At 44.8% G+C, this 16,275-nt stretch carries 14 protein-coding genes, 1 pseudogene and 1 other annotated feature; of the genes and pseudogenes, 13 read left to right on the top strand and 2 right to left on the bottom strand.

Features of this window, described 5'->3' with window-relative positions; all coding sequences use genetic code 11:
- Window positions 1-11: 11 nt before the first annotated feature.
- The 3 genes and pseudogenes from BM358_RS02225 (at window position 12) to BM358_RS02215 (ending at window position 1,219) form a co-directional block, all read left to right on the top strand.
- Window positions 12-404, top strand: coding sequence for a hypothetical protein (locus tag BM358_RS02225; RefSeq protein ID WP_023988064.1), 393 nt, complete (start codon window positions 12-14; stop codon window positions 402-404).
- Window positions 405-466: 62 nt separating this feature from the next.
- Window positions 467-616: pseudogene (locus tag BM358_RS02220) on the top strand (macro domain-containing protein); the annotation flags it as partial.
- Between the two features lie 42 nt (window positions 617-658).
- Entirely contained in the window at window positions 659-1,219 is a 561-nt protein-coding gene (locus tag BM358_RS02215) for a GrpB family protein (RefSeq protein ID WP_023988065.1), read from the top strand.
- Window positions 1,220-1,395: 176 nt separating this feature from the next.
- Here the strand turns inward: BM358_RS02215 and BM358_RS02210 are convergent, their stop codons facing one another.
- Window positions 1,396-2,580, bottom strand: coding sequence for an aminotransferase class I/II-fold pyridoxal phosphate-dependent enzyme (locus BM358_RS02210; protein WP_023988066.1), 1,185 nt, complete (start codon window positions 2,578-2,580; stop codon window positions 1,396-1,398).
- Between the two features lie 43 nt (window positions 2,581-2,623).
- Window positions 2,624-2,862 (bottom strand) — a binding site (T-box leader).
- A gap of 189 nt (window positions 2,863-3,051) precedes the next feature.
- On the opposite strand from BM358_RS02210, the gene BM358_RS02205 reads away from it, so the two are divergent.
- Both BM358_RS02205 and BM358_RS02200 read left to right on the top strand, forming a co-directional pair.
- Window positions 3,052-3,660: a DUF1349 domain-containing protein gene (locus BM358_RS02205; RefSeq protein WP_028542799.1), complete on the top strand. Its 609-nt coding sequence runs from the start codon at window positions 3,052-3,054 to the stop codon at window positions 3,658-3,660.
- A 95-nt stretch (window positions 3,661-3,755) separates the two neighbouring features.
- Complete coding sequence (locus tag BM358_RS02200) at window positions 3,756-4,466, top strand: DUF1361 domain-containing protein (protein ID WP_028542798.1); 711 nt, start codon at window positions 3,756-3,758, stop codon at window positions 4,464-4,466.
- A gap of 56 nt (window positions 4,467-4,522) precedes the next feature.
- On the opposite strand, the gene BM358_RS02195 is transcribed toward BM358_RS02200, so the two are convergent.
- The gene (locus tag BM358_RS02195) at window positions 4,523-5,452 is read right to left on the bottom strand and encodes an ArsR/SmtB family transcription factor (protein ID WP_028542797.1); all 930 of its coding nucleotides are present in this window, start codon (window positions 5,450-5,452) and stop codon (window positions 4,523-4,525) included.
- A 509-nt stretch (window positions 5,453-5,961) separates the two neighbouring features.
- Between BM358_RS02195 and BM358_RS02190 the strand changes: the two genes are divergently transcribed.
- The 8 genes from BM358_RS02190 to BM358_RS02155 all read left to right on the top strand — a co-directional run bounded on the left by BM358_RS02190 (window position 5,962) and on the right by BM358_RS02155 (window position 16,218).
- A complete protein-coding gene (locus tag BM358_RS02190) occupies window positions 5,962-7,305 on the top strand; it encodes an ABC transporter substrate-binding protein (RefSeq protein ID WP_023988070.1) in 1,344 nt (447 codons plus the stop codon).
- Window positions 7,306-7,398: 93 nt separating this feature from the next.
- A complete protein-coding gene (locus BM358_RS02185) occupies window positions 7,399-8,289 on the top strand; it encodes a carbohydrate ABC transporter permease (protein ID WP_023988071.1) in 891 nt (296 codons plus the stop codon).
- Between the two features lie 27 nt (window positions 8,290-8,316).
- Window positions 8,317-9,159 carry a carbohydrate ABC transporter permease gene (locus BM358_RS02180; protein WP_023988072.1) on the top strand — a complete coding sequence of 281 codons (843 nt, stop codon included), beginning with the start codon at window positions 8,317-8,319 and terminating at the stop codon, window positions 9,157-9,159.
- An 80-nt stretch (window positions 9,160-9,239) separates the two neighbouring features.
- The gene (locus BM358_RS02175) at window positions 9,240-10,625 is read left to right on the top strand and encodes an arabinan endo-1,5-alpha-L-arabinosidase (protein WP_023988073.1); all 1,386 of its coding nucleotides are present in this window, start codon (window positions 9,240-9,242) and stop codon (window positions 10,623-10,625) included.
- A gap of 40 nt (window positions 10,626-10,665) precedes the next feature.
- Window positions 10,666-11,637 (top strand): glycoside hydrolase family 43 protein, encoded by a 972-nt coding sequence (locus BM358_RS02170; RefSeq protein ID WP_025723509.1) that lies wholly within the window; start codon window positions 10,666-10,668, stop codon window positions 11,635-11,637.
- Between the two features lie 235 nt (window positions 11,638-11,872).
- The gene (locus BM358_RS02165; protein WP_231517263.1) at window positions 11,873-12,217 is read left to right on the top strand and encodes a DUF3024 domain-containing protein; all 345 of its coding nucleotides are present in this window, start codon (window positions 11,873-11,875) and stop codon (window positions 12,215-12,217) included.
- Between the two features lie 237 nt (window positions 12,218-12,454).
- Window positions 12,455-13,987, top strand: coding sequence for an NAD(P)H-binding protein (locus BM358_RS02160; protein WP_319016732.1), 1,533 nt, complete (start codon window positions 12,455-12,457; stop codon window positions 13,985-13,987).
- A gap of 122 nt (window positions 13,988-14,109) precedes the next feature.
- Window positions 14,110-16,218 (top strand): class I SAM-dependent methyltransferase, encoded by a 2,109-nt coding sequence (locus BM358_RS02155; protein ID WP_028542794.1) that lies wholly within the window; start codon window positions 14,110-14,112, stop codon window positions 16,216-16,218.
- Window positions 16,219-16,275: the final 57 nt, after the last annotated feature.

Raw genomic sequence — 16,275 nt, 5'->3', positions numbered from 1 at the left:
AAGAAGCAGGGATGCCACAGATAAAGGCCGTTCAAACCCCGATTGGAGCATTGTATGGACGAGATGCGATCTATTTGGACCATGTGCATATGAATTATTCGAAGAAGGAGCTAGTTTTGAAGGGAGAGATTAATGGGGGGCTGGCAGCGGAAGCAACAGATGGTTTTGTGCCCTACGAACTGATATTCACAGAAGTCTACTACTTCAACATGATTGAACTGGACGTTGCTTTGCACCTGTCTGATCGGGAATATACGCAGGGCAGCAGCTTTGATGAGCTTACAGATACGCCGTTATTGGCTACAATAGCAAGTGCACGGGGGAAAAATCTAAAGCACCTTATGCTGAAAACCTATGACGATATAGTAGAAATTGCCTGTGGAGACTATAAGATGACTATATAAACGGTTGATTTTTAGAAGAGGAGCAGGATCAATGGATACCCAAATTGAACTATTAAACGTGACTGTATGCTGAATATGTTATTCATACTGTCGGTCCTGTGTGGAATGGTGGCGACCATCGGGAAGAGGAGCTATTGGCGAAATGCTACCATAATGCACTCCAATTAGCTTTAGAACTGAATGCACGAAGCATTGCCTTTCCGAACATCAGCTGAATGAGAGAATACATGCGTGGAAATTAGGGGGGATCATGAATGCATGAGGAGCAAAACCAGGAACATTGGCCGGTGTGGGCTACGGAGCCTGTAAAAATAGTGAATGCTGATCCTGCCTGGTCAGAGCAGGGCTTAAAGGTCATTCACCAGTTGCGGGAGTTATTACTGCCGTTTAAGGTGACGGAAATCGAACATATAGGAAGCACGGCAATTCCCAATCTTTCCGCTAAGCCCATTATTGATATTATGGCAAAATTAGAATCTTGGGATCAACTGGAACAGGTCGTATCTGCTTTACAACCAGCAGGCTGGAACTATGTTCCACCTGAATTGGACGGTCGGGAATGGAGAAGATTTTTGGTTAAAGTGGAACAGGATCAAAGAAAGGGACATCTGCATCTCATGCTGAAATCTGATGAGCATTGGGATCAGCAGCTATTGTTTCGGAATCGACTTCGTGAACAGCCTGAGCTGATTCAGCAATATGATGTATTAAAAAGACGGCTGGCGATGGAAAATCAGCATGATCGTGAAGCATACACGGAGGCCAAGACTGATTTTGTGCAAAACGTTCTGAATACCGGACATCCTAAAGATTAGGACGACCGGACTCCTGGATACTTTCCGACCAAGCGCCGAAATCTCCGACATTTGTGATTGCCGTGTAGGGGAATGGCCGGAAGGCTTGCCAGCACACCAGAAAAAGCTTATTCAGAAGCTGCTAAAGTAACTTTCATCCAGTACTCATGTTCATTTCATGATAGGAAAAATCGTATTTATAGACGTTTCAAGAATACGCTGATGCGTTCCAAAGCCATTTCCAACTGTTCTCGTGATGATGCATACGAGCAGCGGATAAAGCCCTCGCCGCCTGGGCCAAATGCGGAACCGGGTACAGTAATGACTCCTTCTTCTTCCAGCAACCGCTTGGCAAACTGCTCTGAGCTTAACCCTGTGTGCATAATGGAGGGAAAAGCATAGAAGGCACCGTTTGGTTCGTGACATGGCAGTCCTGTCTGACATAGGCCTTCAACGAACCATTTTCTACGCAGATTGTAGGATTCCATCATACGATCTTTTTCCTCCAGCCCGTTACGCAGGGATTCAATTGCGGCAATTTGCCCGATAATAGGAGCGCACATGGCGGTATATTGATGAATCTTCAGCATAGCTGAAATCAACTCTCTTGGGCCGCACACGTAGCCGACCCTCCAGCCTGTCATCGCAAATGCTTTGGAAAAGCCGCTGATGAGCAGGGTGCGCTCTTTCATTCCCGGCAGAGCAGCGAAGCTTACATGCTTCTGTCCATAGGTCAGTTCAGCATAAATTTCGTCTGATATGACGACAAGATTATGCTCCTCAACCAGGCGGGCAATCGGTAGCCAATCCTCATAGGTCATCACCCCACCCGTCGGATTATTCGGATAACAGAGAATAAGCACTTTGGATCGTGGAGTCAGCTTGGCTTGGAGTGCCTCAGCTGTCAGCTTGAACTGCTGATCCGCAGAGGTTTCAACCGTTACAGTATGTCCTCCGTTCAGAAACGTGATGGGTGAATACGAAATATAACATGGAGCCGGAATGAGTATTTCATCGTGTGCGGTGATCAGGGCGCGTAGTGCCAAATCCAGTGCTTCACTGCTGCCAATGGTAACCATGATTTCATCTGTCGGGTTGTAGGATGTGCTGAAGCTGCTCTCCAGATATCCGGCAATCTCCTCACGAAGCTCGGGAAGACCAGCATTCGGTGTGTATGATGTTTTACCATTTTCCAGTGCTGTGATACAGGCCTTTCTGACATGTTGAGGGGTTACAAAGTCAGGTTCACCGACACCAAGCGATACAATATCTTTTCTGCCTGTACTATATTCGAAAAACTTACGGATGCCTGAAGGTGGCATTTCCCGTACAGCTGGAGTCAAAAAATCGGTTATTGATACTGCTGTCGATACATTTGTCATGATGATTTCCTCCTTTTTAAAAAACAAAAAAACCCGCCCCTGTAAAAGGGACGAGTTTATACCCGTGTTACCACCCTAGTTTCATTCCATAGGAAATGACACTCTGTTCACGTATCCATCAATACGTGTTCCGGTTAACGCTGGAAAGGCGGCAGAGCTTACTTCAGGTTCAGCCCGCTTCTCAGAGATGGCGTTCGGCTACCCTCGGAATGTTGGCTTTCACCTGCCCCAACTCTCTGCAAATCCGCTGTATAGCTTACTCGTTCTCGTCATTGAAATTTGTTACCGTATCAAGTTAGGTGTAATTATAAGCACAACATTTCAGGATGGCAAGTCTTTTTTTTATAAACTTTAAAGACACATCATCATCATTGACGACTGGAAAATAACGTATATAGTGGTATCAAGGGGATTGTGCCCCAGATTTCAATGTGTTATATGACTATATTGCCAGAGAGGAATGGTATCCATATGAACGTATTTGAACGCTTTAGCAGTGAAGTTTTGCCGGCGGATTGGAGCTGGATCAATGAGCCGGCTGAGTGGAGATTCGATGATTCCAAGTCTTTGCAAATTTCTGCACCTTCACAGGCAGATTTCTTTAGGGATCCGTCTGGCGCAGCGACTAAATCGTCCGCACCCTTTTTGCATACAACGCTTCAAGGTGATTTTACAATATGGACGAGGGTCCGTGTTGATATGAAGCAGCCTTATGATTCAGGATGCTTGATGATGATGGCGGATGATACCCACTGGGCTAAGCTGTGTTTTGAATATTTTGAAAGCACTCCATCTATTCTTAGTGTGGTCACTCGGGATACATCCGATGATTGTATCTCTGGGGCGATGGACGTGTCCAATCCGTATTTACGAGTGGCACGAGCTGGAAATTGCTTTGCATTCCATTATTCATCAGACGGTCAGCATTGGAAGCTGGCGAGATATTTTGGTATGAATGTTCCTAACCAGCTAAAAGTTGGAGTTGTTGCTCAATCCCCGGTGGGGGAGGGCTGTGCTGTTACCTTTGATGCCTTGACGATAACAAACCATGTATCCGAGGACATACGAAACGTGGAGTAAATAGACAAAGGCTTTCTCTCTAAGTATGAAAGCGCTATAAAATAGGGCTTGAAAAGACGTATATACGCATACTCAGGCAGGAGGTAGATGGAAACTTGCTGTTAAGAAGGAAGGGCTACAAGCTGCTCAGTTTGTTGGGAGTGCTGCTTGTAGCTACGTTGGGCTGTTTCGGACTCATTATGTATTTACAGTCCACAAGCGGAACAAGGATGTATCAATTTCTGTACTGGGATATATTCCTGGCCTGGGTTCCGGTCTTTATCACTCTGGGAATGATGGCTTTATTCAGACTGCAAAGTACAAAAGTGAGAAGTATTCTTTTATTTTTCTCTTCAATTGTATGGTTGTTTTTTCTGCCGAATGCTCTTTATTTGGTGACTGAGTTACTTCATGCGTTTCGTTTTTACGATGTGAATCCTGATACACGTTTTTGGTTGAACACACAATTTTGGTTTATCTTATTTACGTCTTTTTCAGCAGCAGGGCTGGGCCTTTTTCTTACATCCCTTTGTGTATTGGTGATCCACCATATGCTGAGGAGGATTTGTTCAGGTGGACTCGCATGGGCTGTAGTTTTTGTGTTGTTGTGGCTGGCCAGCATAGGCGTATATATTGGCAGATTTGCTCGCTGGAATAGCTGGGATGTATTATTGCAGCCACTGGTGCTCCTTGCGGATATTTGGAGATGGGGAGTACATGCAGGACCAAGGCTTCATTTGCTGTCCTTTTGCTGGCTGGTGTTTGGGATAGCAGTCATTTTTTATTTATTGATCTATATCTCTTTAAGTGAGGATCAGGATGTTTAGGCCGAGGACATGTATTCAATGAATACAGGCTTCGGCCTATTTTTACATGTGGCGTGTCAGGAGTTGGTGCTGTCCTCCCCGTGCACATCGTAAAGCACGCGCACAAGCAGATCCTGACTGAAATTCCCGAATCTTTTGCCAAAAATAGTGAGCCCACCTTTGTTTTCCGATTGATCGGTTACGGATAAACGGAGTGTAATGTCGCTTTTATAGTTAAGGTTAATATCGTCTATTGTGACTTCGGATATGCGGCACCCGTCAATGAAGCTGCCATGCTGATTGATGCGAATTAATTTGAGCATACCATATTGATTCAAATGCGGTGGCCACCAATCTGGATTCAGAACCCCCGGCACTTCTCCAAAATCTCCGGCGCTGGTCCAGTGCCCAATAGGGATACCGTTAATATGAAAACAAATGTCAGAGGGATATTCCTCACAATAGCAGGGTGCTTCTGAGCCCAGTTCTGCGGAGAATTGAATTTCCTTAAAGGATTGATTCGCTTTCAGATAGTTGGGGATGCGGTATTCCAAAAAACCTTCGGCCATCCAGATCATTTCCGACTCCAGCCGCCCGGGATCTGCAAAATAGCGTGGATCATCAAAATCGCCGATTATGCTGTCTCGGGTCACCAATCCACAAGTGGGGGACGCTTGGTAGTTACTATAATGACCTACGCGAATCTCAACCTCATACACATTTTTTTGTTCTCTGCTGCGCAAATCTACCATCAGCTTATCCTTGTTCAAATAACACATTTTTCGGGTACCGTGCTTGCCGCTCACGGTATTGATCTCCACAAGGCCGCATTCTTCCAACTTTCGAATATGCATTGTAATGGTACCGTTGCTCAAATTAAGTTTGTTGGCAATGTCATTCATACTTTGGCCCTGATAAGCAAGTAGCTCGAGAATTTGAATGCGGATTTCTGACCCCAGTGCTTTAAAAATATCTAACCCTGACATTAAGTCCTTAATATAAATCATATCTATAGACCATCCTTATCTATAAAAATTGTGATGTAAGCGCTTATATTTTTTACTTTGATTTATGTTAAAATAAAATCAAAAAGAAGTAAACTGCTTTTTTGTAAATTTTTTTTACTAAATAAAGAGGGGAGTGAATTAGACTCCAAATTAGAGATTATTTCATAAATGAATCGTATTTAAGTTTTATTTCTAGTTTTTTAGACAAAAATTAACTTAAATACGATTTAATTTTGCTTTTCATATTACTCTAATCTATGTTTTATAATTATTTAAAAAGATTGAAAAATACATTGACGAACTGAGGAAGGGCATGCTATATTTTGTTTGTAAACGAATTCATTATTGATAAAGTAAAATGTTAATTATATGGTACATGAGAGGGATGATAATCACAGCGTCAATCAACAACGGGTTGTGTACCGCACAGTTAAAGATTAGGCCGAGTGGTATGAAGTTATTTTAACACCAAATGTATGCGGTTTCATTTAAATTTAGGAGGGGTCGCGTTGATAAAGAAAAAAGGTTTTGCAATAGCAATGGTTGTTCTGTTGTTAATGATGGCTGCATTGACTGGTTGTGGCGGGGGAAGTTCCAGTAGTGATGGAAGCAAGGAACTGACATTCATGTTCCGTGGTGGAACAGATGAGCAAAAGGCTTATAAGGAAGTAATTAAGAAATTTGAAGCGGAACATCCTGGCGTAAAGGTTAAAATGGTCGTGACAGCAGCGGACCAATATGCTACAAAGCTTAGAGCTGCGATCACAGGAAATAATCTTCCAGATGTTTTTTATTTTAACCCTGGAGATGTGAAAGCTTATGTAAACAGTGGTGTACTGAAGAACCTCACCCCTTACATTGAGAAGAATAAGGATATAAACCTAGATAACATTTGGAAATACGGTGTGGATTTATATCGCTATGACGGTAAAATGGCCGGTCAAGGAGATATTTACGGTATGCCGAAGGACTTGGGTCCATTCGCACTTGGCTACAACAAAACGATGTTCGAAAAAGCGGGCGTGCCTTTGCCTGATAAAGACAAACCGTATACATGGGATGAGTTCATCAAGGTCAACCAAGAGTTAACCAAAGATACGAATGGTGACGGCAAGCCAGATCAGTACGGTACAGGCTTTAACGTTCAGTGGGCATTACAAGCCTTTGTATGGAGCAATGGGGCGGATTGGCTGGATGAGAGCAAAACCAAAGTAACGGTTGATGATCCGAAATTTGCGGAAGCGCTTCAGTACTTTGCTGACATGCAAAACAAATATAAAATCACACCTGGTATTGAACAATCGCAAACATTGGACACATACCAACGTTGGATGAAGGGCGAAATGGCATTCTTCCCGGTAGGTCCTTGGGATATGAGTACATTTGAAAAACTGCCATTCGAATATGATTTGCTGCCGTTCCCAGCCGGATCGACTGGAAAATCGGCAACATGGATTGGTTCCCTGGGTATCGGTGTTTCCTCTAAAACAAAATATCCAGATGAAGCTGTAGAACTGGTTAATTACCTGACCACTTCCAAAGAAGGAATGAAGCAGCTGGTAGATGCCAAGGTACAAATTCCGAATCTGCTGGACATGGCTGATGAATGGTCCAAAGATACGAAAACCAAGCCTAACAATAAACAGGAATTTATTGATATCGTAAATGACTATGGACGCTCATTACCAGGCAACTATACGTATAATGCAGAATGGTATGATATTTTCTTCACAGATATTCAGCCTGTACTGGACGGCAAAATTACGGCGGCAGATTATCTGAAGCAAGAACAACCGAAAATGCAGAAACTGCTGGATAAAGCGGTGGAGCAAGAGAAAAAATCACAGAAATAATGCGTAAATAGAGGAAAAAAGGATGATGTTAGTGGCTAAATATCATGCTGCTAACATCATCTTCATTCCAAATTAGAAACAGAGGTGAGCCCTGTGATAACCAAATCTAATCTCTACCGCAAAGAGAAGATATATGGATACTTATTTATTCTTCCACCTATTCTCGGTCTGCTAATCTTTACGTTATTCCCGTTTGTCTATTCGTTATACGGCTCTTTTACAGACTGGGACGGATTGGGACAAATGAATTTTATTGGTTTCGACAATTTTAAAGATTTATTTAGCGATGAGCTCTTTTATAAATCGATGTACAATACTCTTTTCTTAATGCTGGGTATTCCAATCGGTCTTGTACTAGCTTTACTGCTGGCACTAGGTTTGAATCGCAAGATTCCAGGTACGACAACATTTCGTGTGATTTACTATATCCCGGTTATTTCTTCGTTGGCTGCCGTTTCTATTATGTGGAACTGGGCATACAACGGAGACTATGGTTTGGTGAACCAATTCCTCGAAATATTCGGTATTAAGGGTCCTAACTGGCTGATGGATAAGGATACGGTCAAACCGGCCTTGATTCTCATGACCGTCTGGAAGGGTCTCGGATATACGATGCTGCTATATTTGGCAGCCCTGCAAAGCGTGTCTCGCTCTTATTATGAAGCAGCAGAGCTAGATGGAGCGAGCGGATTCCAGATGTTCCGCAATATTACATGGCCAATGGTGAAACCAGTAACCTTCTTCCTGGTCGTAACTAATATCATTGGTGGTTCGCAAATCTTTACTGAAATGAACATTATGACACCTACAGGGGGTCCGGAATACTCGTCCGCCTCAATCGTCTTTTATATTTGGGATAAGGCATTTAAAAACCTGCAAATGGGATATGCCTCCGCGATGGCTATGATTCTCGGCATCTTCATTTTTATCGTAACTTTGATTCAATTCAAAATGAATGAAAAATCGTCCTTTGATGGGGATTGATTTTCGCGGAAAGGAGTGAGTCTGATTATGTCCCATAGTCAAAAAACGAAAGTTACCAATACCATTATCTTTATTGTACTAGCGATTGGAGCGATTGTGATGATCGCGCCGCTGCTTTGGATGCTGTCCACTTCGGTGAAAGAAAAGCAGGATGTCTTTGCTCTTCCACCAGTATGGATACCAGAGGTATTCCAGTTTGGTAAGTATAAGGAAATTTGGGAAGCAGGACCTTTGTTAAGCGGGATCAAGAACAGTGTGATTGTGGCTGTAAGTGTTACCGTTATAGGTACCTTTACATCCAGTGTAGCCGCTTTTGCATTTGCAAAGCTGAGATTCCCTCATAAAAATAAACTGTTTCTGGCACTCATCGCATCTATGATGATTCCATACCCAACGGTTATGATTCCACAGTTTATGATGTTTTCCAAACTTGGCTGGGTCGATACACTTTTGCCTCTGATTGTTCCAGGTTTGTTCGGAAATGTAGTTATGATCTTTTTCCTGCGGCAGTACTTGCTTAGTGTACCAGATGCCATTATCGAAGCTGCTAAAATTGACGGAAGTTCTTATTTCCGACTCTACTCGTCGATTACGTTCCCGCTCATTAAGCCAGCAGTTGCGGCACAACTTATTTTATGGTTCATGGGGATTTGGAACGATTATTTGGCACCGATTATTTACTTGAACTCACCAGAAACGCAGACACTGCAGCTGGTTATCGCGAATTTTAATGCGACTTACGCCATTCAGACGGACTATCCGCTTATCATGGCAGCATCAATTATAGCCTTGTTACCTGTACTGATTATATTCTTGATCTTCCAGAAACAAATTATTGAATCGGTTGCCATTTCGGGTGTCAAAGGCTAATTGACACTTGGAGGGTATGGATGAATGATGTAAGGCAGTCACAATATGTAATGGGTAAAGGAAGGAGGAGAATAACAGTTATGGTTATGCTGCTCATGCTGGGTCTATCCGGCTGTGGGGATAACACTCCGGACCCTGTGTATCCGCAGGCTCCGCCTCCCGATCACTTGTATGATCAAAGTACGATTAACGATGAACAGCGCTGGACCATTAACAATGCACATGACCCGGCGATTATCAAAACAGATCAAGGCTATTATGTCTACTCAACGGATGTAAAGACAGGTGGAGAATTGAGACCTGGTGTTATGGTACGCAAATCGACTGATCTGATTCACTGGAACTGGGTTCAGTATGCACTCCCCGGCATTCCAAAGGAAGCGGAGGCGTGGTCATCAGCAACCAATCTGTGGGCACCGGACATCATCAAGATGGGTGATACCTATCGGATGTATTACTCCGCTTCTACCTTTGGCAGCACACGGTCTGCGATCGGATTGCAGACATCCAGCTCCCCGGAAGGCCCTTGGAAGGATGAAGGGCTGGTCGTTAAAACGAGAGAGCATGACAAGCTGAATGCGATTGATGCCAATCCGGTGCTGGATGCAGAGGGAAATCCATGGATGGTATACGGCTCTTTTTTCGGCGGTATTTACATTACGCCGCTTGATCCCCTGACTGGAAAGCTTAAAGAGTCCGGCTATGGCAAAAATATCGCTGCCAGAGATCGGGCAACTGAGGACGGTGCTGTAGAAGGGCCTTACATTGTGTACAATCCAATGTTCCGTAAATACTACTTGTTCGTCTCGTATGATTCTTTGTTCGAGGACTACAATGTTCGCGTTGCTCGCTCAGATTCTATCACAGGGCCTTATGTGGACATGAATGGACATGACATGGCAGATACCAGCTATTTGCCTCAATACGAGATTGGAAACAAGGTATTGGGCGGTTATCGGTTCAGCGAAGGAGAAGGCTGGGTTGCGCCAGGTCACAATTCTGTCCTGAAGGACGGTGCGGATTATTATATTGTACATCATGCGCGGGGAGAAACGGACAAGAGCTGGCCGTACCTGCATGTACGCAAAATATTATGGACGGCAGAGGGCTGGCCGGTCGTCTCTCCGGAGCGCTATGCGGGGGAAAAGGAGCAGGATATACCCAAAAGGCTATTATCCGGCAACTGGGAGCGCATCGTGATAAGGCAGGAAGTAGATGGTCAGGTGGAAGCTGAACCGCTCCGTCTTGAAGATGGAGGGCGGGCAACCAGTGGTTCTCTTGAAGGTCACTGGAGCTTTGATGGCAAGCGTACTCTAACAATGGATTGGAGCAATACATCCGAAGGAACAAAGGAAGAACTGTTATTGCTTCCTTCATGGGACTGGGAGCTCGGTCGCCATACTCTAATTTTCACAGGTATGAATGAAAAGGGAATTTCCATCTGGGGAAAACGTATCAGCGATTAATTGTATGAACTACATACTACACATAGAGGAGAGAAAAACCATGAATCAATCTGTACCCTTTAATAATCCGGTCATTGAGCAACGGGCAGACCCTTGGATTTACAAGCATAGTGACGGATACTATTATTTCACCGGATCTGTGCCAGAGTATGACCGCATTGAGGTTCGACGAGCAAGTACTATTCAAGGCTTGAGTACAGCAGAGCCTGTCGCAGTGTGGCACAAATATGAAACGGGCCCGTTAAGTGCGAACATTTGGGCACCGGAAATTCATTATATTAACGACAAGTGGTACATTTATTTTGCAGCAGCTCGTACAACGGAGACGAAGGAAGGCCTGTTCGACCATCGGATGTTCGTGCTGGAAAATGATTCAGCTAATCCTCTGGAAGGGGAATGGGTGGAAAAAGGACAGATCAAAACCCGTTGGGAGACGTTCGCCCTTGATGCGACAACCTTCCAGCATAATGGAGTTCTGTATTATGTGTGGGCTCAGAAGGACCCGGACATCGTCGGTAATTCCAATCTGTATATTTCTGAAATGAGCAATCCGTGGACGCTGCGCGGTGAGCAGATCATGATCTCTACTCCTGAATATGATTGGGAAATCATCGGTTTTAAGGTGAATGAAGGAGCAGCGGTTCTGAAACGGAACGGGCGGATCTTTATCAGTTATTCAGCTAGCGCCACAGACCACAATTATTGCATGGGCCTGTTGACAGCAGATGAGAATGCGGATTTACTTGATCCGAAATCATGGACGAAATCACCTGAGCCGGTATTCTGCACCAATGAGGAAACAGGACAATTCGGGCCAGGTCATAACAGTTTTACGGTTGCTGCTGACGGTAGCGATGTAATCGTATATCACGCCCGAAACTACAAGGAAATTACTGGAGACCCGCTGTATGATCCGAATCGTCATACACGTGTTCAGCCGTTCAACTGGAAGGAAGATGGAACACCTGATTTTGGTATTCCAGTACCAGATGGCGTTTCCGTTGATAAATAATCGAAATCTATTATAGATGGTTGACGTGTTACACAGTGGCACTGTAACTTTCTAGAAATCATAGGGAATTATGATTTGGATGCGTATAACAAGAGTAATAAGATATCTTCTGAGCCTTCAGGCTGGAGGATATCTTTTTGCTTTTGGGACGGCAAGGAGGACTCTTTTCAAAAACTTCGATTTCTGCTATATTTAAATCGTAATATTTACGAATTGATCAAGGGGTGGAAATCTCGTGAACAAGCGGATTGATCCGTTTACCGTTAAAAAGGTTGAATACCTGCTGAATGGCTATATTGCGCTAAAGGTGCCAGGCTACGTGCGTTCTGACGTGCGGCTCATTTATCAAATAGAGGATAACTGTTTGATCTTGACGGAGGAAAGGCCTTCTAATGAAACTGAGTCGTGGGATCGCACGGACATTGTCCAATTTCGCTGGGAGGAAAATCATTGGCATGTATATGCCCGGCAAGAGGCTGAAAGCTGGCAGCGCGTAAAAGAGATTGCACCTAATCCGTGCTTTGAAGAACAGCTCGAACAGGTAGAAATAGATCCAGCAGGTATTTTTTGGACAGGTTAACGAAGTGCAGAATGATAAGTTCGGAAGATGGAGGTAGTGGGAGTCGTCCCGTTAAACTATATATGGAAGTAAACAGACTGACCGTAACTCCTTATATGGAGGTTACGGTCATTTGTTTTGTCTGGGGTGGCACTGTCTAGTTTACGTTTCCATGTCTTGTCATGAGGCTTGTTACGGGCACTGTAAATCAGGGTATGTGAAACACAGAGCGTGATAACGAGTGGGGAGCGGTGTGTAGTGAATGAGCAGCAACGTAATGACAGACAAAGGCGTGTAGATGAGCAGTATCGACCGGAACCTGAGATAAGACAAGTAGAGCGGGAGCTTGGAGCATTGTATCCAAAAGGCAGATCCCGAATTGCACTGACAGGCGCCAGTGGTTATATCGGGCATAATCTGCTGCAGAGGCTGACTGAGCATGCAGATGTCATTGCCTTATCCCGCAGTGGAGATCAGCGTAAAAATACAGAGCACGTGGAATGGCGCTCGTGTGATTTTTTTTCCATGGAGGATGCAAATCAAGGATTACATGGAGCGGATTATGCCGTATATCTCATTCATTCCATGCTGCCCTCAGCGAAGCTGACACAAGGAACATTTGAGGATATGGATGTGATTTTGGCAGAGCATTTTGCCCGGGCAGCGCGTAATAACGGGGTGAAGCAGATTGTATACTTGAGCGGTATCCTTCCCGAGCATACAAGTGAGGATGAACTATCCCGACATTTACGCAGCCGTCTGGAGGTTGAGCGTGTATTGAAGTCTTTTGGAGTACCTGTAACCACAATTCGTGCAGGCTTGATCGTCGGCCCACAGGGTTCATCGTTTCCAATTTTGGTCAAGCTCGTTCGCAGATTACCAGTCATGATTCTGCCTCGTTGGACCCGAACCAAGACCCACCCGATTGCATTGGAGGATATTTTGAATGCGCTGGATCGGAGCATCGGCAACCGTACTCTTGATGAACAAATTATAGACGTAGGCGGGCCGGAGGTTATGACATATAGAGAAATGATGCAAAGAACAGCGGAAATAATGGATAAAAAGCGTCGCTTTTTTAATGTGCCGTTGCTGACGATCAAACTGTCCCGCCTTTGGGTTACCCTAGTGACTGGAGCCTCCAAAGAGATGGCTTATCCGCTGATTGAAAGCTTGGCTCATCCGATGGTGGCGCAACGGAAACATAAGGTTCAAGGCATCAGCGATGGGAAGATTTCCTTTGACAAAGCAGCTCGAACCTCACTCGAGCAGGAAGAAGAATATCGGCATAAGAAGAATTCCCATAGCAAGTCCAAAAAGCCGTTAAAGTCAGCAATTCGATCATTAAAATCTGATGTACGCTCGGTGCAACGGATCAAACTCCCGCCTGGTAAGGATGCAACATGGGCCGGGGAACGCTATTTGGCCTGGCTTCCGGTCTTTGCAAAACCTTGGGTGCGTGTCGAGACACGGGGCCCGGATACCTATCAGTTGTATCTCTTGGGTAGTCGAAAGCCGTTGTTAGAAATGATTTATGACCGTGCGCAGAGCACCTCTGAGTTTGCACTCTATCGAATCACAGGAGGTACTTTTGCCACTGTAAAGGAAGACCATCGCGGCAGGCTTGAGTTCCTGCAAATTCCCGGTACAAATATTTGTGTCGTAGCCATTCATGATTATGTGCCATCGCTGCCTTGGTTTATTTATAAATATACACAGGCCAAAGTACATTTGGGGGTTATGTATGCGTTTGGCAAGTATGTCAAGCGGTTGATTGATACAAATGTTTAATATTTTCCACGAGATGGAAGCTACAAATGTATGGTAAAGTGTAATATATACAAGGTTTTATCCAAATGTCCTATCCAAAGTCTCCTGTGCATACCGAATCCGAATCACACGAGGTGAGAAAAATGCTGCAATCGTTAAAAGCCATTGCTAATTACAGGAAAGAAAATGATCTGGCCTGGGATACACCGACTTGGTTAAAGCTGCTTGTTTCGGCTGAGGAGCGTATTGTAAATTTGGAACGCATTCGATCTATAGGTGAGTTAAAGGATGCCAATCCTGTACTGGATTACGTGGAGCGTACGTTGCTTATTTTGGACGGACTTCCATTGTCATTCTGGGTTAAAGAGCTGCTGGAGGATGTATTGGTGTGGTCTGAGACAGCCAAAGGAGGTACAGTCCGCGAACGGCTACGCTGGCAGCATGAGGGCATTAATTTATTTGTACATAACATCGGCTCCTCCCAACTGTATGTCAGACAGGCCCAAGCGGAGTCCCCTGCGTACCCGCGCAATAGCATGACCCGAATTCTGATTGAGACGCATGGATTGATCGGGCAATATATACGGGGAGAAATTCCTTTTGCGGAAAATCGACTGCTGCTTGAAATTACTCGTAAGGGCTGGCTGAGCTCTGAGGAACTGGAGCTTGTTTTACGGGCCCTGAACGAGTGTATTATCGCCGGGGTAGAACCTGCATTATGGGACCAAGTACGCAGTGAAGTAGAGCAGCTGATCGGCTGGATTGCATGGGATAACGCTCCTGTAGTCTGGAGTGTAAAGGAGCGACTGGAGAGATTACGGTCGGTTTCGATTCATGAAGGAGAGCCGTTCGAGCAGGCTTACACAGAACTAGAGCAGGAGTTGAATGTAGAGAAGGCGCTGGCTCCGTTGGAGAATCGGACACTTTGGTATGTAGAATCAGCTTTGCAGGATTTTTCACTTCAAGAACTGGTAAAGGTATTCTTACTCACATTAAGGGATGGGACGGGGCAGGAACAGCCTGCGACCGTTCGCCATATCAGCTTCGAATCGCTTATGAATACGATGTATTATGACTATCGTGGTGTCAAGAAAATTAACGTATATAAAAAACGAATGATAGAAAAATATTTAAGTGCACTGTCCTGGCAGGACATCTCAAAAGGGAAACGGAAGCATAATCCTCATTTGAGTGTGATCGTGGAGCATAAAGAGGAGCTGCCGAGTACTGTATTTTTTAATTTTGTATTTTCATCTGCGGCTGAGAAACTAATCGATTTTTGTATTGAAGCAGAAAAAACGCCTCTGTATGACAAAGCAGTCCTGCTGCTGTTCGATCTGTTCGGATTACGGCGTGATGCTTATGATCGCTTTCACAATGAGGAAACGTATCTTACAGATATGAACCAGACCGTAGATTACAAAAGGGTCATTTTGGATTACGTGACGGGAACCCGCATACTGGATATTGGACCCGGCGGGGGCGTGCTGCTGGATCTGATCGAACAGGAAAGACCAGATGCGAAGCCATTAGGTCTTGATATTTCTGTGAATGTCATTGAGGCACTTAAACGTAAAAAGCAATTGGAGCGCCATCGTTGGGATGTCATCAAAGGAGATGCGCTTCGGTTGGAGGAATATGTGGAAACGGGGAGCATGGACACGGTCATCTTCTCTTCGATTCTTCACGAGCTCTATTCCTACATCGAACGAGATGGAATTCGGTTCAATCCACAAACGGTGGAGGCTGCTTTGCAGAGTGCCTATCGTGTGCTTGCACCCGGCGGGCGTATCATCATTCGTGACGGTATTATGACCGAACCAGTAGAGCAGCGCAGACGAATTCGATTCTTGGAGCCGGACGGAATGGAATGGCTGATGCGGTATGCGCAAGATTTTGCAGGCCGCCACATTGAAATAGAGCGTGTGGGTGAGCATGAGGCTGTTTTGCCAGTGAACGATGCGATGGAATTTCTATATACCTATACATGGGGGGCGGAAGCCTATGTGCATGAAGTGCAGGAGCAGTTTGGTTATTTTACCCCGTCACAGTATGAAGAGTGTATCCATAACACACTTGGATCACAAGCGATTATCCGGGTGAGCCGCCATTATTTACAGGAGGGCTATGCCGAGGCGCTGTCCAGCCGTGTTGAGTTCATGGATGAGCAGGGCCAGCGGGTTCCTTTGCCAGACAGTACCTGTCTGATCGTGATTGAGAAGCCGAATAATAGGGCTGGAATTGCTGAATGATTTTTAATTTGAACAAGAGAATGCCTTCTGATTTGTGCCAAGCACGATTGGAAGGCA

The sequence above is a fragment of the Paenibacillus sp. cl130 genome (genome assembly GCF_900116035.1).
Taxonomy (GTDB): Bacteria; Bacillota; Bacilli; order Paenibacillales; family Paenibacillaceae; genus Paenibacillus; species Paenibacillus polymyxa_B.
The sequence above is the reverse complement of the archived record's forward strand: the minus strand, read 5'-3'. Positions and strand labels throughout refer to the sequence as shown.